This is a genomic window from Mycobacterium sp. E2327 (assembly GCF_001672675.1).
Lineage (GTDB): Bacteria > Actinomycetota > Actinomycetes > Mycobacteriales > Mycobacteriaceae > Mycobacterium.
In genome coordinates this window covers 20,674-39,841 of the sequence record NZ_LZKE01000141.1, presented here as the reverse complement: position 1 = coordinate 39,841, position 19,168 = coordinate 20,674, and the positions used below count along the sequence as shown (strand labels likewise).

The following is a 19,168-nucleotide window of genomic DNA, read 5'->3' as shown; positions in this document are numbered from 1 at the left end:
CCCCTGACTCGCCGGTACCGGAATCGTTTGGTTGTGGGACAGTGGAGGTATGAAGCGCGGCGAAGAGCCAGGGTTCGACGGCTTCGACGACACCGGCCGTCCCGTCCTGATCACCTCCGCCGCGCCCTCTTACGAGGAGGAGCATCGCGCCCGGGTGCGGAAGTACCTGACGCTGATGGCGTTTCGGATCCCGGCGCTCATCCTGGCCGCCGTCGCCTACGGCGCCTGGCACAACGGCCTGATCTCACTGCTCATCGTGGCGGCCTCGGTGCCGTTGCCGTGGATGGCCGTGCTGATCGCCAACGACCGGCCACCGCGCCGCTCCGACGAGCCCAGGCGGTTCGACCAGACGCGGCGGCGCACTCCCCTGTTCCCCACCGCCGAGCGCCCGGCGCTCGAACCGCGGCGACCGCACCAGGACGGTTCCGGCTAGCCGCCACGGGCCGCACTTCTCAGGACATTCTCAGGTCGTCGGCACATCTGTGCACGTCAAGGCGTGTGAGATCACGCGCGGGCGGGAACTCCCAGGGCGGATCCATCGTTAGACGTGTTGACAGTGCAAAGCCGAACGGGAGGTCGCTATGGCGAACGCCAGCACAAGCAGGATCGACGGCGATCTGGATGCTCAAAGCCCCGCCGCGGACCTGGTGCGCGTTTATCTCAACGGCATCGGCAAGACGGCGTTGCTCAACGCGGCGGGTGAGGTAGAGCTGGCCAAGCGGATCGAAGCCGGCCTGTACGCCGAGCATCTGCTGGAAACGCGTAAGCGCCTCGGAGAGAACCGCAAACGCGACCTGGAGGCCGTCGCGCGCGATGGCCAGGCGGCGCGCCGCCACCTGCTGGAAGCGAACCTGCGGCTGGTGGTTTCGCTGGCGAAGCGCTACACGGGTCGGGGCATGCCGCTGCTGGACCTCATCCAGGAGGGCAACCTCGGTCTGATCCGCGCGATGGAGAAGTTCGACTACACAAAGGGATTCAAGTTCTCCACCTACGCGACCTGGTGGATCCGCCAGGCTATCACCCGCGGCATGGCCGACCAGAGCCGCACCATCCGGCTGCCGGTCCACCTCGTCGAGCAGGTCAACAAGCTGGCACGGATCAAGCGGGAGATGCACCAGAACCTCGGGCGCGAAGCCACCGACGAGGAACTCGCCGCCGAATCCGGCATCCCGGTCGAGAAGATCAACGACCTGTTGGAGCACAGCCGCGACCCGGTGAGCCTGGACATGCCCGTCGGCTCCGAGGAGGAGGCGCCGCTCGGTGACTTCATCGAGGACGCCGAGGCGATGTCGGCCGAGAACGCCGTGATCGCCGAGCTGCTGCACACCGACATCCGCAGTGTGCTGGCCACTCTCGACGAGCGCGAGCACCAGGTCATCCGGTTGCGCTTCGGCCTGGACGACGGCCAGCCGCGCACGCTCGATCAGATCGGCAAGCTGTTCGGGCTGTCCCGCGAGCGAGTCCGTCAGATAGAGCGCGACGTGATGTCCAAGCTGCGCAACGGCGAGCGGGCCGATCGGTTGCGCTCCTACGCCAGCTGATCGCTTCAGAGCCTGTAGCAAGTCGGTATGCCCGTCGCGCGAGCGGCGGGCATACTGCTTGCCGGGGACATCCGCAAGAGGCGTTGGGCCCATTCTTGCAGCTGGCCAAGTAGACTCAGCGTCAATGGAGGGTGCTGGATGAACGAGCTGGTTGATACCACCGAGATGTACCTGCGGACCATCTACGACCTCGAAGAAGAGGGCGTGACGCCGCTGCGTGCCCGGATCGCCGAACGCCTCGAACAGAGCGGGCCGACCGTCAGCCAGACCGTGTCCCGCATGGAGCGGGACGGCCTGCTCCACGTCGCCGGGGACCGCCATCTGGAGCTCACCGACAAGGGCCGCGCGCTGGCCATCTCCGTGATGCGCAAGCACCGCCTGGCGGAACGACTGCTCGTCGACGTCATCGGGGTGCCGTGGGAGGAAGTGCACGCCGAGGCATGTCGGTGGGAGCACGTGATGAGCGAGGAAGTCGAACGCCGGCTGGTGAAGGTGCTCAACAACCCGACCACCTCCCCGTTCGGCAACCCCATCCCGGGCCTGTTGGACCTCGGTGTGGGTCCCGATTCCGGCGCCGACGGCATCAACCTCGTCCGGTTGACCGAGCTGCCCGCCGGATCGCCGGTCGCCGTGGTCGTGCGCCAGCTCACCGAACACGTCCAGGGCGACATCGATCTGATCACCCGCCTCAAGGACGCCGGCGTCGTTCCCAATGCCCGGGTCACCGTCGAGACCAGCCCGTCCGGCGGCGGGGTCACGATCCTCATTCCCGGCCACGAAAACGTGACGCTGCCGCACGAGATGGCGCACGCCGTCAAAGTCGAGAAGGTCTGAGCGACCAGCACCGATCGCCACCGCTATCCCGCCCGGCGCCCGAACGCCCGCCGCGGCGGCAGCCGCACCCCCAGCCGCTTGGCCAGCCGGTAGCCGGTGGCCGCCAGCTTCCGGATGTCATCGGGCTTCATGCCGGACTGCAACGCCTGATCCAGCATTCCCGCCATCCGGTGGTCGGGGTCACCACGCAGCGCGGCGTCCAGCGACACCCCGGCGAGCGGGCCGTCGCCACGGGCGTACGCGCTGAACGCGAGCAGCACCAGCGCCTCGACCCGCCAGGGCGGCGGCAGGCGGCGCGCCAGCAGCGCCCACAGCGACTCGGCCTCCCCCGCCCGGTCGCCGACCGCCAGGGCGTACAGCGTGTCGCGCACCTCGACGTCGCTCAGCGCGCAGCCCAACCCGGCAAGCTCGGCCGCGGACAGCGTTTCGCCGCCGGCGACGCGGGAAGCGGCGGCCATCGCGTCTTGCACGTCGCGGCGCGCGCACCCGGTGGGATCGGCGCGATGGGCCACGTCGCGCCGCGCCGCCTGGCGCCGGACCGCGTCGGCCAACTCGGCGGCGCCCGCCGGGTCGTCGACCGCGATGACGGCCTGCAGGTCGGCGCGCCGGCGGTAGAGCCGCCGGCCGTCGAGCACCGCCGCCGCGGCCAACGGCGACGCCGACGGGTCGTCGACGAAGCCGCCGGAGCCGCAGCCGTCCACGCAATGCCAGCGCCCGCCGCGGGCCACCCGATCCACCACGTGCGCCGCATAGAGTTGAATTCCCCGCTGCGACAACGCCTCTGCCAGCTCGTCGCACAGCAGCCGGTACTCCTCGTTGCACCCCGGGCAGTGCGCGCAGTTCGCGTCGACGATCACCGCGATCGCCGCTTCCGGCCGGGCGGCGGCGGCGACTTCGGCCAGATGCCCGACGCGGTCGACGAGTTGCTCGGAGAGGTCGACCCGCATCACGGCCCCCAGTTCGCCGTGTTCCAGGGACACCAGGACCAATGAATTCTCCGGAACGAAGCCGAGAACGGCCGGTAGCGCCGCGATCAGCGCGCCGGGGCGATTGAGCTTGAAATCAGGTTGATGCGTCGTCATGGGCACCAACGCTGACGGGCGGCACCGTCGGGCCGTGCCCCCGCGACGCGATCGGGCCGCTCGTCTGTGGAGAAAGTCTGGACTGTGGGCCTTATCGTCTATGCATGGGTTCGATGCAGGAGTACGACATCGTCGTGATCGGTTCGGGACCGGGCGGCCAGAAGGCCGCCATCGCCTCGGCCAAACTAGGCAAATCCGTCGCCATCATCGAACGGGGCCGAATGCTTGGCGGTGTCTGCGTAAACACGGGCACGATCCCGTCAAAGACGTTGCGCGAGGCGGTGCTTTACCTCACCGGGATGAACCAGCGCGAGCTCTACGGGGCCAGCTACCGCGTCAAGGACCGGATCACCCCGGCCGACCTGCTGGCGCGGACCCAGCACGTGATCGGCAAGGAAGTCGACGTGGTGCGCAACCAGCTGATGCGCAATCGGATCGACCTGCTGATCGGTCACGGCCGCTTCGTCGACCCGCACACCGTCGTCGTGGAAGACCCGGGCCGCCGCGAAATGACCACTGTCAGCGGCGAATACATCGTCATCGCCACCGGCACCCGGCCGGCGCGGCCGTCCGGCGTCGAGTTCGACGAGGAGCGGGTGCTCGATTCCGACGGCATCCTCGACCTCAAGACGCTGCCGGGCTCGATGGTCGTCGTCGGCGCCGGCGTGATCGGCATCGAGTACGCGTCCATGTTCGCCGCCCTGGGCACCAAGGTCACCGTCGTCGAAAAGCGCGACGACATGCTGGATTTCTGCGACCCCGAGGTGGTCGAGGCGCTCAAATTCCACCTGCGCGACCTGGCGGTGACGTTCCGGTTCGGCGAGGAGGTCACCGCCGTCGACGTCGGGGCCGCGGGCACCGTCACCACGCTGGCCAGCGGCAAGCAGATTCCCGCCGAGACCGTCATGTACTCCGCCGGCCGCCAGGGCCAGACCGATCACCTCGACCTGCAAAACGCCGGCCTCGAGGTAGAGGGCCGCGGGCGGATCTGGGTCGACGACAAGTTCCGGACCAAGGTCGAGCACATCTACGCCGTCGGCGACGTCATCGGGTTCCCCGCCCTGGCCGCGACCTCGATGGAACAGGGCCGGCTGGCCGCCTACCACGCGTTCGGGGAAGCGTGCGACGGCATCACCGACCTGCAGCCGATCGGCATCTATTCGATTCCCGAGATCTCCTACGTCGGGTCCACCGAGGTGGAGCTGACCAAGAACGCGATCCCCTACGAGGTCGGGGTGGCGCGGTACAAGGAGCTGGCCCGCGGCCAGATCGCCGGCGACTCCTACGGCATGCTCAAGCTGCTGGTGTCGACCGACGACCGCAAGTTGCTCGGGGTGCACATCTTCGGGACCAGCGCCACCGAGATGGTGCACATCGGTCAGGCCGTGATGGGCTGCGGCGGGACGGTCGACTACCTGGTCGACGCGGTGTTCAACTATCCGACGTTCTCGGAGGCCTACAAGGTGGCCGCGCTGGACGTGACCAACAAGATGCGGGCGCTGTCGCAGTTCCGCCGCTGAGCTAGCAGCTGTCGTCGAGGTCGCCCAGCACCCGGTCGCCGGGGCCGCCGGCCTCGGCGCGGGCCAGCAGCTGCGCGGTTTGGGCGTCGAAGGGCGCCGAGTAGGACACGTTCGCGGCGCACCCGCCGCGCTCGAAACCGCCGATCAGACCGGTGAGCGTGGTGCCGCTCACCCACGGCGCCCCGCTGGTGCCGTCCACCAGGCCCTCGCAGGCCAGCGAGGGAAACCCGCTGTCGTTGACCGAGGTGCTGGCCTGGCAGCCGATCGGCGAGCCGCCCACCCCGGCCGCATACCCCAGCACGGTGACGTGGCTGCCCGGGGGCGGCGCGACGCCCAGCGTCAGCGCCAGGCCGACGTACGACTCGACCGACCCGCCGGCGTCGTTGCTGACCCGGGCGATCGCGTAGTCCGCGTGCGGATCCTTGCCCGAGATCCAGCGCGGATCCAGGTAGACGGCGTCGGCCTTCCACACGTCGGCGGGCGCGGGCGCGGCGTCACCGGCCAGACCGGGGACGAAGGTCATCTTGGCCGCACCGGCCAGGCAGTGCGCCGCGGTGATCATGAGATTCCCGGTCGCCGAATGGATTACGGAACCCGTGCAGACGTGCAGCGGGCCGTCGTTGATGAAGATCGCGCCGACGCGCCGGTCCGGGTCCACCGGGCCCGCGACCGCCTTCTGCTGGGGCTGGCTGAGCCGCTGCACGAGCGGCCCCGTCGCCACGGGGACGGACACCACCGGGCGCGCCGCAGGCTCGGCCGGCCGGGTGCACGACGTCAACAACGTCAGCAGGCCGACCCCCGAGCACAGCAGCAGCGTCCGTATGCGCATTTCGTGTCCCATCATGCCTGACCACGGCGTGTCGGGCAGACCACATCCCCTCCCCGCGCGCCGCCGCGTTTGCTGGCCGACATGCGGATTACGTTCGCGGGTTGGGGCGTTTCGACGGTGAAGACTGCAGGGTGTTAGCTGTTCCATTGTTGGTGCCCGCTGGTTCGGGGGACACTGGTCAAGGCACCCTGGAGCAACCCCCGAAAGGAGGAGACCCGATGGCCCACGATCAAAACCAAGGCGACGAGTACGACCAGCCAGGACAGTCCGGCATGTACGAGCTGGAGTTCCCGGCGCCCCAGTTGTCGACGGCCGACGGCCGCGGCCCGGTTTTGGTGCACGCCTTGGAGGGCTTCTCCGACGCCGGCCACGCGATACGGCTGGCCGCCACCCACCTGAAGGCCGCGCTGGACACCGAGCTGGTCGCGTCGTTCGCGATCGACGAATTGCTGGATTACCGCTCGCGGCGGCCGCTGATGACGTTCAAGACCGACCACTTCACCAACTACGACGATCCGGAGCTGAGCCTGTACGCCCTGCGCGACAGCGTCGGCACGCCGTTTCTGCTGCTGGCCGGCATGGAACCCGACCTGAAGTGGGAGCGTTTCATCACCGCGGTGCGCCTGCTGGCCGAGCGGCTGGGTGTGCGGCGCACGATCGGCCTGGGCACCGTCCCGATGGCGGTCCCGCACACCCGCCCGATCACGCTGACCGCCCATTCCAACGACAAGGAACTGATCGCCGACTTCCAGCCCTGGATCTCGGAGATCCAGGTCCCCGGCAGCGCGTCCAACCTGCTGGAATACCGGATGGCCCAGCACGGTCACGAGGTCGTCGGGTTCACCGTGCACGTCCCGCACTACCTGACCCAGACCGACTACCCGGCGGCCGCGCAGGCGCTGCTGGAGCAGGTGGCCAAGAGCGGATCGCTGGAGCTGCCGCTGTCGGCGCTGACCGAAGCCGCGGCGGAGATTCGCGCCAAGATCGACGAGCAGGTGCAGGCGAGCGCGGAGGTGGCTCAAGTGGTGGCCGCGCTCGAGCGCCAGTACGATGCGTTCATCGACGCTCAGGAGAACAGGTCGTTACTAACTCACGACGAGGATCTCCCCAGCGGCGACGAGCTTGGCGCAGAGTTCGAGCGATTCCTTGCCCAACAGGCAGAGAAGAAGAAGAACGACGACGACCAGGCGTGAGGACTCAAAACGCCCATAGCCCGGGCCGACACCAAGGTTGGCGGAGATGACCGAGCGGAAGCGCAAGAGCAACCTTCGCCCAGTGCGTGAAGTCACGGCGCCCACGCTCGAGTACCGCACCATTCACGGCTACCGGCGGGCCTACCGCATCGCCGGTTCCGGGCCGGCGATTCTGCTGCTCCACGGCATCGGCGACAACTCCACCACCTGGAATGCCGTGCAGGCCAAGCTCGCCCAGCGGTTCACCGTCATCGCCCCCGACCTGCTGGGCCACGGGAAATCCGACAAGCCGCGCGCCGACTACTCCGCGGCCGCCTACGCGAACGGCATGCGCGACCTGCTGTCCGTCCTCGACATCGAGCGCGTGACAATTATCGGCCACTCGTTGGGCGGCGGCGTGGCCATGCAATTCGCCTACCAGTTCCCGCATTTGGTCGACCGGCTCATCCTGGTCGCCGCGGGCGGCGTCACCAAGGACGTCAACGTCGTGTTCCGGCTGGCCTCGTTGCCGTTGGGCAGCGAGGCGCTGGCGCTGCTGCGGCTGCCCCTCGTGCTGCCGGCGGTTCAGCTGGCGGGCAAGCTGGCCGGGCTGGCGATCGGGTCGACCGCGCTGGGCCACGACCTGCCCAACGTGCTGCGCATCCTTGACGACCTGCCGGAGCCGACGGCGTCGGCGGCGTTCAGCCGCACGCTGCGGGCGGTCGTGGACTGGCGGGGGCAGATCGTGACGATGCTGGACCGATGTTATTTGACCGAGGCCATCCCCGTGCAGATCGTCTGGGGCACCAAGGATGTGGTGGTTCCGGTCCGGCACGCCTGGATGGCGCACGCCGCGATGCCCGGCTCGCGTCTCGAGATCTTCGAGGGTTCGGGCCACTTCCCCTTCCACGACGACCCGGCCCGCTTCATCGACGTCGTCCAGCGCTTCATCGACAGCACCGCGCCCGCCGAATACGACCAGGCCGCCCTCCGGGCGCTGCTGCGCAGCGGGGGCGGCGAGAAGACGGTCACGGGCCCGGCCGACACCCGCGTCGCCGTCCTGAACGCCATGGGCTCCGACGAGCGCAGCGCCACCTGATAAACCCGTTGACCCGCGCCGTACAGTCGGGTCATGGGCATCGACGTCACGGTGTTGCGGGTTTTCACCGACGCGGACGGCAATTTCGGTAATCGCCTCGGTGTGGTTGACGCCGCCGCGGTACCGCCCCCGGACCGGCAGCGGCTGGCGGCCCAATTGGGCTACGCCGAAACGGTTTTCATCGATATTCCGGCCGCCGGCTCGGCCACCGCGCACGCGCGGATTTACACCCCCCGCGTCGAACTTCCGTTCGCCGGGCACCCGACCGTCGGCGCGTCGTGGTGGCTGCGCGACAACGGTACGCCGATCAAGACGCTGCACGTGGCGGCCGGCCTCGTGCAGGTGAGCTATCAGGGCGACCTGACCGGCGTCAGCGCCCGCTCGGAGTGGGCACCGGAGGTGGCCATCCACGAATTCGATTCGGCCGACGACGTTCTCGCCGCCGACCCGGCCGACTTCCCGGACGACACCGCGCACTACCTGTGGGCCTGGATCGACCGGGACGCCGGGACTCTGCGCACCCGCGGGTTTTTCGCGAACCTCGGGGTGCCGGAGGACGAGGCAACCGGCTCGGCGGCGATGCGGCTCACCGACTACCTCGGCCGCGACCTGCGCATCACCCAGGGCAAGGGCTCGTTCATCGAAACCGCGTGGAACGCCGAGGGCTGGGTCGGGGTGGCCGGGCGCGTCGTCAACGACGGTGTCCGACGGGTCGACTGAGGTCAGCCCTGCCGGTGCAGGACGGCCACGAGGTGGTCCTGCAGGGGTTGCCCCACGCCGCCCATGCGCAGCGTGTAGGACAGCTCGTCGCCGTGGATGCGCAGCGAACGGCCAAGGGCGGTAACCTCTTTGGCGCTCGGCGCCAGCCCGATCGCCGTGCTCGACAGCGCTATCTCGATGAGGCCGTCGGTCACGGCGTAGGTCCCGGTTTCGATCTCGGTGATGCCGTTCGGGTGGGCGACGATCAGCTCGACGCTGCCCGGGCTGGGCACGCGAAAATACCCCGTTTCGCCGTGTAGGGGCCTGCCGTCGGCCACCGCCTTGGTCTTTTGCCCGTAGGTCAGGAACGGCTTGCCGACGTGGGAGAAGACGACTTCCTCGAGATACTCGAACGGCTGGATCGTCGGGTAGAAGCCCGAGCCGCGCCCGGCCCACGTCCCCAGCAGGGGTGCCAGCGCCTCCAGATCGGGATGCAGGTCGGGCGGCATGGACGCCAGCCTAGCGAGTGGCCGGCTCCGGATCCGTCGGCGCGTTGCGGTGCGCGCGCAGCGCCTCGATCTCGCGCTCGAAGTCCTCGGCGGACGAAAACGACCGGTACACCGAGGCGAACCGCAGGTAAGCCACCTCGTCGAGGTCGCGCAGCGGCCCGAGGATGGCCAGGCCGACCTCGTGGCTGGGCACCTCCGGCGACCCGGCGGCGCGAACGGTGTCTTCGACTTGCTGGGCAAGCAGATTCAGCGCGTCGTCGTCGACCTGGCGGCCCTGGCAGGCCCGCCGGACGCCGCTGATGACCTTCTCCCTGCTGAAGGGCTCGGTGACGCCGCTGCGTTTGACCACCGCCAGCACCGCGGTTTCGACGGTGGTGAAGCGCCGCCCGCATTCGGGGCAGGAGCGTCGGCGCCGAATCGCCTGGCCTTCATCGGTCTCCCGCGAGTCGATCACCCGGGAATCCGGATGGCGGCAGAACGGACAGTGCATGACCGCTCCTTCGCCGTGCTCACCTGCGGGGCCGCAGAACACCCCGAGCGTACCGCGACGCTGGTGTCAGCCGACCGGCGCGATCAGCGTCTGGCCGGCGGCCAGCGCCGGCGAGTTCAGGTCGTTGAGCTCGCGGATCCGATCGGCGACCTGGCGGGCCGGCGCTTCCGGCGCCACCCGGTGGGCGACGTCCTGCAGGGACTCGCCGGGCTCAACCCGCACGACGGCCAGCCGATCCGGCACGGCGGCGGCCGATCCCCCGGAGTCGCCGTTGACCGCCTGCCCGAAGTTGGCGACCAGCCCCAGCCACAGGGTGATGACCCCGGCGACCAGCGCCAGCCCCAGCGTCGTGGCCAGCGTGACGGGACGCCTGCGATGCGGGGCGACGGACATCGCGACGCCGGTGCCGTGGTAGCGCAGCGGCGTGCCGGCCGGCCTGGACGGGCCGGGCCGGCGCGAGCCGGTCAGCCCGTCCCGCCCTGGGTAGAGCCCCGGCACCGGCCCGTTGACCGGGCGGCGAACGCTGCTGGTACGCGGCGAGACGGTGTAGGTGATTGTCATCTTGCGTTCCTCCGGTCAGTTGTTCTCGCTCGTGTGTTCGACTATATCGCTCGTATGTTCGATGACCGAACATTTGAGCGAAGCGTGTCGAGCAAGCAAAACGCTAGACCGCACCACCGACAGATCCGGAAGCGCGACCTCTGACATGCAGCACAGGTACCCGATCCCCGCAAAAGTTACACACATGTGATTCAGCAGCTATAGGGTCTTGACGCCCCGGCCCAAGGGCCTTTGGGCCCCGGCGACACGCCAGTCGAACACATGTTTGATTCTTGGCCGCCCTCCCGCTACATTCAACCCATGAGCGACAGCAACGACACTCCCTCGATCAGCTCATCCGTCGATTCATCGCTGACCGAACGGCAGCGCACCATCCTGAACGTCATCCGCGAGTCGGTCACCACCCGCGGCTATCCCCCGAGCATCAGGGAAATCGGCGACGCCGTCGGCCTGACGTCGACGTCGTCGGTGGCCCACCAGCTACGCACGCTGGAGCGCAAGGGCTACCTGCGCCGCGACCCGAACCGGCCGCGGGCCGTGGACGTCCGCGGCAGCGAGGAAACCACCGAGGCGGCGCCCGTCACCGACGTCGCCGGCTCGGACGCGCTGCCGGAACCCAGCTACGTGCCGGTGCTCGGGCGCATCGCCGCCGGCGGACCGATCCTCGCCGAGGAGGCCGTCGAGGACGTCTTCCCGCTGCCTCGCGAGCTGGTCGGCGAGGGCACCCTGTTCCTGCTCAAGGTCGTGGGCGACTCGATGGTCGAGGCGGCGATCTGCGACGGCGACTGGGTGGTGGTGCGCCAGCAGCACGTCGCCGACAACGGCGACATCGTCGCCGCCATGATCGACGGCGAGGCCACCGTCAAAACCTTCAAGCGCGCCGGCGGTCAGGTGTGGCTGATGCCGCACAACCCGGCATTCGACCCCATACCGGGCAACGACGCGACCGTGCTCGGCAAGGTCGTCACCGTGATCCGCAAGGTGTAGCGGCCGGCTCAGTCGGCTTTGATGAAGCCGTTGGCCTGCGCGACTTCCTCACTGGCCAACCAGATTTCGGCCAGCGTGTCGTGGTAGAGCTCGCTGCCCGGGGTGTAGTACAGCCCGAAGCGGGCGCTGGCCTTGATCGGGTAGCCGTCGGGCGCCTGGTAGGGATCCTCCAGTGGCAGGTGGATCGTCGGGCGCCCACCGGCGGCCGGGGCGGCGTTGGTCGCAGCGGCCGCCGATTCCGGCACGTCTTCCTCGTCCGTGGCCGCGTGGCGCCCGGTTCGGGGCTCCGTCGCCCCTAGCGCCCCCGCGGCGGCCGCGGCGTCGGCGACGGCGTCGGTGGCGCCGTCCGGGGGTTCCGGCTCGGGATAGTCGGCGTCCGGTTCCTCGGCAACCGGCACCTCACCCACGTAGGCGGCTTCCGGCGGGGTGCGGGGAACCGCGACGTCCGGGTAGCCGGGATCGGCGTACTCGTCGTCTTCGTAGCCGGGCAGGTATTCGGTGCCCGTGTAGTCGACGTCCTCGGCGGCGACCTCGGGGTATCCGGCCTCCGCCTCGGGGACGTCGTCGTAGCCGGCCTCCGCCAGCGTCGCCCCAGAGGCGAGCGGGATGGAATCGGTGTCCACCGCGTCGGGGTCTTCGTCCGCGTCGGCGGCCCCGGCGTCGGCCCCGCGGGTCCAACTGACTCGCGGCGCCGGCCCGGCATCGTCCGGAAGCTGATGCTCCGGCTGCTCCAGGCCGAACGGGGCGTAGTCGGTGGCCGCCTCCGCGTCGTCGTGGCCCCAGTGGCCGTTGCCCGGAGCGTCGTAGCCGGCGGCGGCCAGGTCGCGCTCGGGCTCGTAGGCCCCGGTGTCGCCGGCGCCGCGCCGACGCCGGCGGCGGCGCCAGGTGAACGCCAGCAGCACCGCGAGCAGGATCAGCAGCAGAATCGGGATCGCGGCCAGCAGCCACCACCATTGCCAGGTGAACTTCTTGGCGTGCGAGGGCATCGCCGCGGTGCTCGGCTGGTTCTGCCCGGACACCTGCAGGCCCGACAGCAACGGAGCCAGGTTGGACGGGTCGGTGCTGAACGAGTTCTTCGCCCGGTTCCAGGAGATCTTGCCGCCGGTGAACTGCTGCGACACCACGTCGCCGTCCACGGCCTGGTCGCCAACCGGGGCGCCCAGCTTGCCGCTCGGACCGCGCAGCTTGTCCCACGCGGCCTTCATCGCGCCGCGCACGACGAACGCGCCGTGGTCGGAGGTCCAGAAGATGACCGGCTTGTCGGCCGCGGCGAACGTGGCGATCCGGCTGGCCGGGCCGATGCCGCCGTCGGCCTCGTTGGCGGTGGGGAAACCCAGGTCGCTGCCGGCCGGGCCGCCCAGCGACTCGTACTTGGCGAGGATGTCGGTCTCGAGGGCGTTGGCCCCGGTGGCCGGGCTGAAGAACACCTTCCCGTTGGCGAAGTTCTGCGCGACCCCGTCGCCGCCGATGGGATACGACCCGCCCTGCTTGGCGCCCAACGGGCCGCCGGCGCCGCCGGCCGCGCGCCAGGCCATGTTGATGGCCGCGTTCGGATCGATGGCTACCTGCAGGCCCTTGAGCTGGTCGGCCAGCGTCGCCGGGTTGGTGGTGAACTCCTTGGTTTTCCTGTTCCAGGAGATCTCGCCGCCGCTGAACTTCTGGGAGGTGACTTCACCGGCGTAGGTCTCGTCGCCGACCGGCGCGCCGAGCACGCCACCCGAGCTGCCGAGTTTGTCCCAGGCGGCGTTCAACGCGCCGCGCACCACGAACGCGCCGTGGTCGGACGTCCAGAAGATCACCGGCTTGTCGCCGGCGGAGAAGGTGGCCACGCGGCTGTCGGGTCCGGCCAGGCCGGGCACCTCGTTGATGGTGGGGAAGCCGAGATCGCTGCCGGCCGGGCCGCCGAGCGACTCGTATTTGTCCAGGATCGGCCCGTAGACGAACTTGGCGCCGGTGTCGGTGGTGTAGAACATCTTGCCGCCGTCGAAGTCCAGCGCGAACCCGTCGCCGGCGGGGTACACGTCGCCCTTGCGGGCGCCGAGCGGTGAGGTGTCGCCGCCGGCCTTCTCCCAGGCGGCCATCATGGCGGCCTCCGCATCGCCGATCGGGGACGCCGAGGCGGCGGGGGCCAGCAGCGCGGCCGCCATCGCCGCGGTCGCCATGCAGACCAGCGCGCGCCCGATCAGCCTGTGCATTCGACCTCTCTGCCCGTTCACCAAGCCGCCCAGGCCCGTATACCTGGCCATGCCGCACCCGCAGACCCGTTACGAACCGTGATATCGCCGGGCTCGCATAACTTTGCCCTTGCCGGGGAGAAATGCGAAGTCAAATCACGAAAATTGCGAAAACGGAGACCGCGCCGATGTCGAAATGATGCCGGAGCATGCCCGAACCGCGACCAACCACGGCTTCCGGCGCCCCGATCGCCCGTTTGCCGAAGTGCCACTCTGCACTCGGTATACGAGAAACGCATGTGCCGACGGTACGTGAAGCCATTAGCTGGCCGTCAATCTAGGGGGCCAATAGACCAATTGGGCCTTTCATCATCGGGGCCCGTCGAACGGCCGCGCCTGGTGTCCTTGCGCGGCAACCACATTGCTCAGACGCCCAGGCTGCGGCCGATGATCTCCTTCATGATCTCGGTCGTGCCGCCGTAGATCGTCTGCACCCGCGCGTCCAGATAGGCTCGGGCGACGGGGTATTCGCGCATGTAGCCGTAGCCGCCGTGCAGCTGCAGGCAGCGGTCGATCAGGTGCACCTGCTTCTCGGTGGCATACCACTTGGCCATCGCGGCCTGCTCCGCCGTCAGCTTCCCGTCCAGGTGCAAGCGGACGAACTCGTCGACCATGATGCGCACCACGGTGGCCTCGGTCGCCAGCTCGGCGAGCAGGAATCGGCTGTTCTGGAAGCTGCCGATGGGCTTGCCAAAGGCCTTGCGCTCCTTGGTGTATTGCAGCGTCTGCTCCAGCACGCCTTCCATCGCCGCGGCCGCCATGACCGCGATGTTGATCCGCTCCTGCGGCAGGTTCTGCATGAGGTAGATGAACCCCATGCCCTCCTCACCGAGCAGGTTTTCGGCCGGCACCTTGACGTCGCTGAACGACAGCTCGGCGGTGTCCTGGGCGTCCAGGCCGATCTTGTCCAGGTGGCGGCCCCGTTCGAAGCCCTCCATGCCGCGCTCGACGACCAGCAGACTGAAGCCCTGCGCGCCCTTTTCGGGGTCGGTCTGGGCGACCACGATCACCAGGTCGGAGTTGATTCCGTTGGTAATGAACGTCTTTGACCCGTTCAGCACGTAGTGGTCGCCCTGCTTGACCGCGCGGGTCTTGATGCCCTGCAGGTCGCTGCCGGTTCCGGGCTCGGTCATCGCGATCGCGGTGATCATCTCCCCGGTGCAGAACTTGGGCAGCCAGCGCTGCTTCTGTTCCTCGTTGGCCAGTTTCAGCAGGTACGGCGCGATGATGTCGTTGTGCAACCCGAAGCCGATGCCGCTGTAGCGCCCGAGGGTCGTCTCCTCGGTGATGATCGTGTTGTAGCGGAAGTCGGGGTTGCCTCCCCCGCCGTACTCCTCGGGCACCGCCATGCCCAGGAAGCCCTGCTTGCCGGCCTCCAGCCACACGCCGCGGTCGACGATCTTCGCCTTCTCCCATTCGTCGTGGTAGGGCGCCACGTGGCGATCGAGGAAGCCGCGGTAGGACTCGCGGAACAAATCGTGCTCGGGCTCGAAAAGGGTGCGCTCGTACTTGATGGCACTGCCCATGGATGACCTCCGCTGACCTCCGGGCGAATGGGACTCTGCCGCCAAGATATACCAACCAGCCGGTTGGTCGGCGGCCGGCGGGGTCGCGGCGCCGCCGAGAACCGCTAGGGCGCGGCGAACTCGCGCAGGCTGGCGGCCAGCGCGACGGGAACGCGGGCGCGGATGCGGGTGCCGTCGGCGTTGTGCTCCTCCTGCTGCACGCGCCCGCCGGCGTGCAGCCGCGCCACCAGGTCGCCGCGGTCGTAGGGGATCACGACGTCGACGGCAGTGTCGGTGGGGGCGGCGAGCTCGGTCATCCGCCGCCGCAACGCGTCGATGCCCTCGCCGGTGTGGGCGGACACGAACACCGCTCCGGGCAGCCCGTGCCGAAGCTTGGCCAGCGCGAGGTCGCTCGCGGCGTCCACCTTGTTGACCACCAGCAGCTCGGGCGGCGCGTCGCCGTGATGGTCGGCAACGACCTCAGCAATCACCTGGCGGACCGCGTTGATCTGGGCGATCGGGTTGACGTCGGACCCGTCGACCACGTGCACCAGCAGGTCGGCGTCGACGACCTCCTCCAGGGTGGAGCGGAACGCCTCGACCAGCTGGGTGGGCAGGTGGCGCACGAAGCCGACGGTGTCGGTGAGCACGGCGGGGCGCCCGTCGGCCAACTCCGCGCGCCGGGTGGTGGGCTCGAGGGTGGCGAACAGCGCGTCCTGCACCAGCACCCCGGCCCCGGTCAGCGCGTTGAGCAGGCTGGATTTGCCGGCGTTGGTGTAGCCGACGATCGCGATGGACGGGACGTCGCTCGCCAGCCGGCGGCTGCGCTGGGTGTCGCGGGCCTGCTTCATGTCCTTGATCTCGCGGCGCAGCTTGCTCATCCGTTCGCGGATGCGGCGCCGGTCGGTCTCGATCTTGGTCTCACCGGGACCGCGCAGCCCCACGCCGCCGCCGCTGCCGCCGGCGCGGCCGCCGGCCTGCCGGGACATCGACTCGCCCCAGCCGCGCAGCCGCGGCAGCATGTACTCCATCTGGGCCAGCGACACCTGGGCCTTGCCCTCCCGACTGGTGGCGTGCTGGGCGAAGATGTCCAGGATCAGCGCGGTGCGGTCGATGACCTTGACCTTGACCGCCTTTTCCAGCGCGGTCAGCTGCGCCGGGGACAGCTCGCCGTCGCAGATGACGGTGTCGGCGCCGGTGGCCAGGACCACCTCGCGCAGCTCGGCGGCCTTGCCGGAGCCGATGTAGGTCGACGGGTCGGGCCGGTCGCGGCGCTGGATGAGGCCCTCGAGCACCTGCGAGCCGGCGGTTTCGGCCAGGGCCGCCAGCTCGGCCATGCTGGCCTGGTTGTCGGCGGCGCTGCCCTCGGTCCACACGCCCACCAACACCACGCGCTCGAGGCGCAGCTGGCGGTACTCGACCTCGGAGACGTCGGCGAGTTCGGTGGACAGCCCCGCGACCCGGCGCAGCGCCGATCGGTCCTCGAGGGCGAGTTCGCCCGCACTGGGCTCTAGATCCGGTTGATCGGGAAAGGGAGTTTCAGGATTCGTCATAGGCAATTAGCAATAGTGCACGCTAAATCGGTGCAGCGCACCTGATTTAACGCTCCTGGGCGCGCCACCATTCCTCGCTGATCTCGCCGCGTGCCACCAGCACCGACGGTCCGCGCAAGTAGCTGGTGGCGTCGGTGACGGTGACGACGACGTCGCCGCCGGGCACCCGCACGGTGAGCGTCCCGGTGTCCGCGCCCCCGTCGGCCAGCGCGGCGACGGCGGCCGCGACCGTCCCGGTGCCGCACGAGCGGGTCTCGCCCACCCCGCGCTCGTGCACGCGCATCCGCACCATCCCGTCGACCGGCGACGTGAGCACCTCGACGTTGACCCCCTCGGGGAACTGGTCGTGGTCGAACTGCACCGGCGCGCCGACGTCGAGGGCCGCCAGCCCGTCGGCGTCGAGCTGCGGGTCCACGCAGGCCAGGTGCGGGTTGCCGACGTCGACCGCCAGCCCGGCAAACCGCCTGCCGCCGACTACCGCCTCCCCCGCCCCGAGCCGGTTCGCCTTGCCCATGTCGACGGTGACGTCGGCGTCGGTGTCGCCGGCGTGGTGCAGGGTGACCGGGCGCGCGCCGGCCAGCGACCCGACGACGAACTCGTCGCGGGATTCCAGGCCGGCGGCCCGCAGGTAGTGCGCGAACACCCGCACGCCGTTGCCGCACATCTGCGCGGTCGACCCGTCGGCGTTGCGGTAGTCCATGTACCAGTCGCCGGCGCCGACGCCGTCCGGCAGGCGCTCGAGCACGCCGGCCGCCGCGGCGGCGCCGGCGGTGGTGATCCGCAGCACCCCGTCGGCGCCCAGCCCCCGGCGCCGGTCGCAGAGCGCGGCCACCCGGTCGGCGGTCAGCGCCAGCGCGGCGTCGAGGTCGGGCAGCAGCACGAAGTCGTTCTGCGTGCCGTGGCCCTTGGCGAAGATCACCAGTTCAGGGTACTTGTCGCCACGCCCGCAACGCGGCGTCGACGAGCCCGGTGGCATTGGCGTCTAGCCAGTGCACGCGGTGGTCCCGGCGAAACCACGACCGCTGCCGTCGCACGTAGCGCCGGGTGCCCACGAAGGTCTGCTCGCGCGCATCGCGCAGCCCGTCTTCCGAGCCACCGGCGTCGAGGGCCGCCAGCACCTGCGCGTAGCCCAGGGCGCGCGAGGCGGTGACCCCGTCGCGCAGGCCGTCGCCCAGCAGGCCGCGGACCTCGTCGACCAGGCCCTGCTCGAACATGGCGTCGGTGCGGCGGGCTAATCTCTCGTCGAGAAGCGTTGTGTCACAATCTAATCCGATGATGATGGTGTCCCAGCGCGGGGCGCCGATGTGCGGCGCGGAGGCGGCGAAGGGCTGCCCGGTGAGCTCGACGACCTCCAAAGCGCGCACCGTGCGCCGACCGTCGGTGGGCAGGATCGCCGCGGCCGCCACCGGGTCCCGGCGGGCCAGCTCGGCGTGCAGCTCCCCCACCCCCACCTCGGCGAGCCGCCGTTCCCAGCGGGCCCGCACCGCGGGGTCGGTCGCCGGGAACGACCAGTCGTCCAGCAGGGACTGGACGTAGAGCATCGAGCCGCCCACGATCACCGGCACGGCGCCGCGGGCGGCGATCGCCTCAATGTCGGCGGCGGCGGCCGCCTGATAGCGGGCGACGGTGGCGGTCTCGGTGACGTGCAGGACGTCGAGCTGATGATGCGGGATGCCGCGGCGCTCCTCGACGGGCAGCTTGGCGGTGCCGATGTCCATGCCGCGGTAGAGCTGCATGGCATCGGCATTGACGACCTCCGCGCCGACCTCCGCGCCGAGCCGCTCGGCAACATCCAGCGCCAGCTGCGACTTGCCGGTGCCGGTGGGCCCAATGATCGCGAGCGGTCGGTTCATGGCTGCCAGAAGCCGGCGAAGTAGCCCACGCCGTAGGGCGCACCCCGGTAGAGCTCCTTGGCCGACCGCGGCCCCGGCTCGGCGAGGCCGGCCAACACCCCGAACGCAACCCGCCCCAGGATCTGCGGCGGCAACTGGGCCAGGACGGCGGCGTCGCCGTCGGCCAGCGCGTCGTCCAACGCCAGCTGCGCCTCGACGTCTCCCGGGTGATGGCCGCCGGGGGCCGCCGGGGTGAGGGTGTTCGCGCCGTCGGCCACCACCAGCGCGCCGACGGGATCGGGCACCCGGTCGATCTCCGCGCGCAGACGCCGGCCGTGGGCCAGCGCCGTGCCGGCGTCGTGGTCGCCGCGGTAGACGTGGACCCGCACGCTGGCTTCGGGGCGGGCCAGGCCGCGCACCCACCCGGCCAGCAGCGCGCACACCGGGAGTTCGGCGGCCCGGGCGGCCTGCGGCGACAGCCGCACCGGCACGTCGACGCCGAAACCGGCGAACGTGCCGCTGCAGTCGGGCCCAACGACCTCGTCGGTCGGGCCCGTCCCGATCGCCACCCAGCGCGACGGCAACAGGGCGGCCGCGGCCAGCGCCGCCGCGGTCAGGTCGGCCACCTCGGCGGCGGCCGCCCCGGCCAGCTCGGGAACGAGCACCGGCGCGGCGGGAACGATCGCGATGGCGCTCAGCACGCAACCACACTAACCAGGCG

At 70.0% G+C, this 19,168-nt stretch carries 19 protein-coding genes; 8 read left to right on the top strand and 11 right to left on the bottom strand.

The window, feature by feature from the left end:
* Positions 1 to 31: 31 nt before the first annotated feature.
* The 3 genes from A5712_RS16815 (at position 32) to A5712_RS16805 (ending at position 2,375) form a co-directional block, all read left to right on the top strand.
* A complete protein-coding gene (locus A5712_RS16815; RefSeq protein ID WP_082973489.1) occupies positions 32 to 433 on the top strand; it encodes a DUF3099 domain-containing protein in 402 nt (133 codons plus the stop codon).
* 148 nt (positions 434 to 581) lie between these two features.
* Complete coding sequence (sigB, locus tag A5712_RS16810) at positions 582 to 1,541, top strand: sigma-70 family RNA polymerase sigma factor SigB (RefSeq protein ID WP_067006623.1); 960 nt, start codon at positions 582 to 584, stop codon at positions 1,539 to 1,541.
* Positions 1,542 to 1,679: 138 nt separating this feature from the next.
* A complete protein-coding gene (locus A5712_RS16805) occupies positions 1,680 to 2,375 on the top strand; it encodes a metal-dependent transcriptional regulator (RefSeq protein ID WP_068107269.1) in 696 nt (231 codons plus the stop codon).
* A 23-nt stretch (positions 2,376 to 2,398) separates the two neighbouring features.
* Here the strand turns inward: A5712_RS16805 and A5712_RS16800 are convergent, their stop codons facing one another.
* Complete coding sequence (locus A5712_RS16800) at positions 2,399 to 3,457, bottom strand: DUF4192 domain-containing protein (RefSeq protein WP_068107267.1); 1,059 nt, start codon at positions 3,455 to 3,457, stop codon at positions 2,399 to 2,401.
* Positions 3,458 to 3,570: 113 nt separating this feature from the next.
* Here A5712_RS16800 and sthA point away from each other — a divergent pair, with 113 nt between their 5' ends.
* Complete coding sequence (sthA, locus tag A5712_RS16795; RefSeq protein WP_142282052.1) at positions 3,571 to 4,977, top strand: Si-specific NAD(P)(+) transhydrogenase; 1,407 nt, start codon at positions 3,571 to 3,573, stop codon at positions 4,975 to 4,977.
* A gap of 1 nt (position 4,978) precedes the next feature.
* Here sthA and A5712_RS16790 read toward each other — a convergent pair whose 3' ends face one another.
* Positions 4,979 to 5,806 (bottom strand): serine protease, encoded by an 828-nt coding sequence (locus A5712_RS16790; protein WP_369830401.1) that lies wholly within the window; start codon positions 5,804 to 5,806, stop codon positions 4,979 to 4,981.
* Between the two features lie 218 nt (positions 5,807 to 6,024).
* Here A5712_RS16790 and A5712_RS16785 point away from each other — a divergent pair, with 218 nt between their 5' ends.
* Genes A5712_RS16785 through A5712_RS16775 form a run of 3 tightly spaced genes read left to right on the top strand, consistent with a single transcriptional unit; the run spans position 6,025 to position 8,797 of the window.
* Positions 6,025 to 6,999, top strand: a complete 975-nt coding sequence (locus tag A5712_RS16785; protein ID WP_068107262.1) for a proteasome assembly chaperone family protein — start codon at positions 6,025 to 6,027, stop codon at positions 6,997 to 6,999.
* A 46-nt stretch (positions 7,000 to 7,045) separates the two neighbouring features.
* A complete protein-coding gene (locus A5712_RS16780; RefSeq protein ID WP_068107260.1) occupies positions 7,046 to 8,077 on the top strand; it encodes an alpha/beta fold hydrolase in 1,032 nt (343 codons plus the stop codon).
* A gap of 33 nt (positions 8,078 to 8,110) precedes the next feature.
* A complete protein-coding gene (locus A5712_RS16775; protein ID WP_068107258.1) occupies positions 8,111 to 8,797 on the top strand; it encodes a PhzF family phenazine biosynthesis protein in 687 nt (228 codons plus the stop codon).
* 2 nt (positions 8,798 to 8,799) lie between these two features.
* Here A5712_RS16775 and A5712_RS16770 read toward each other — a convergent pair whose 3' ends face one another.
* The 3 genes from A5712_RS16770 to A5712_RS16760 form a co-directional block, all read right to left on the bottom strand.
* Positions 8,800 to 9,285, bottom strand: a complete 486-nt coding sequence (locus tag A5712_RS16770; protein ID WP_068107254.1) for a peroxynitrite isomerase — start codon at positions 9,283 to 9,285, stop codon at positions 8,800 to 8,802.
* Positions 9,286 to 9,295: 10 nt separating this feature from the next.
* Positions 9,296 to 9,775: a transcriptional regulator NrdR gene (gene nrdR, locus A5712_RS16765; protein ID WP_068107252.1), complete on the bottom strand. Its 480-nt coding sequence runs from the start codon at positions 9,773 to 9,775 to the stop codon at positions 9,296 to 9,298.
* Between the two features lie 66 nt (positions 9,776 to 9,841).
* The gene (locus A5712_RS16760; RefSeq protein WP_068107250.1) at positions 9,842 to 10,336 is read right to left on the bottom strand and encodes a LysM peptidoglycan-binding domain-containing protein; all 495 of its coding nucleotides are present in this window, start codon (positions 10,334 to 10,336) and stop codon (positions 9,842 to 9,844) included.
* A gap of 300 nt (positions 10,337 to 10,636) precedes the next feature.
* Here A5712_RS16760 and lexA point away from each other — a divergent pair, with 300 nt between their 5' ends.
* Positions 10,637 to 11,323, top strand: a complete 687-nt coding sequence (gene lexA, locus A5712_RS16755) for a transcriptional repressor LexA (RefSeq protein ID WP_068107248.1) — start codon at positions 10,637 to 10,639, stop codon at positions 11,321 to 11,323.
* 8 nt (positions 11,324 to 11,331) lie between these two features.
* On the opposite strand, the gene A5712_RS16750 is transcribed toward lexA, so the two are convergent.
* From A5712_RS16750 to A5712_RS16725, 6 genes are all read right to left on the bottom strand, one after another.
* Positions 11,332 to 13,518 (bottom strand): LGFP repeat-containing protein, encoded by a 2,187-nt coding sequence (locus A5712_RS16750; RefSeq protein ID WP_068107246.1) that lies wholly within the window; start codon positions 13,516 to 13,518, stop codon positions 11,332 to 11,334.
* 404 nt (positions 13,519 to 13,922) lie between these two features.
* Complete coding sequence (locus tag A5712_RS16745; protein WP_068107245.1) at positions 13,923 to 15,083, bottom strand: acyl-CoA dehydrogenase family protein; 1,161 nt, start codon at positions 15,081 to 15,083, stop codon at positions 13,923 to 13,925.
* A gap of 104 nt (positions 15,084 to 15,187) precedes the next feature.
* Positions 15,188 to 16,615 (bottom strand): GTPase HflX, encoded by a 1,428-nt coding sequence (gene hflX / locus A5712_RS16740; RefSeq protein WP_068107243.1) that lies wholly within the window; start codon positions 16,613 to 16,615, stop codon positions 15,188 to 15,190.
* A gap of 46 nt (positions 16,616 to 16,661) precedes the next feature.
* The gene (gene dapF / locus A5712_RS16735) at positions 16,662 to 17,534 is read right to left on the bottom strand and encodes a diaminopimelate epimerase (protein WP_068107319.1); all 873 of its coding nucleotides are present in this window, start codon (positions 17,532 to 17,534) and stop codon (positions 16,662 to 16,664) included.
* A gap of 4 nt (positions 17,535 to 17,538) precedes the next feature.
* Positions 17,539 to 18,468, bottom strand: coding sequence for a tRNA (adenosine(37)-N6)-dimethylallyltransferase MiaA (miaA, locus tag A5712_RS16730; protein ID WP_068107241.1), 930 nt, complete (start codon positions 18,466 to 18,468; stop codon positions 17,539 to 17,541).
* Positions 18,465 to 19,148, bottom strand: a complete 684-nt coding sequence (locus tag A5712_RS16725; protein ID WP_068107239.1) for a hypothetical protein — start codon at positions 19,146 to 19,148, stop codon at positions 18,465 to 18,467. The genes miaA and A5712_RS16725 overlap by 4 nt, the downstream gene beginning before the upstream one ends.
* Between the last annotated feature and the right edge of the window lie 20 nt (positions 19,149 to 19,168).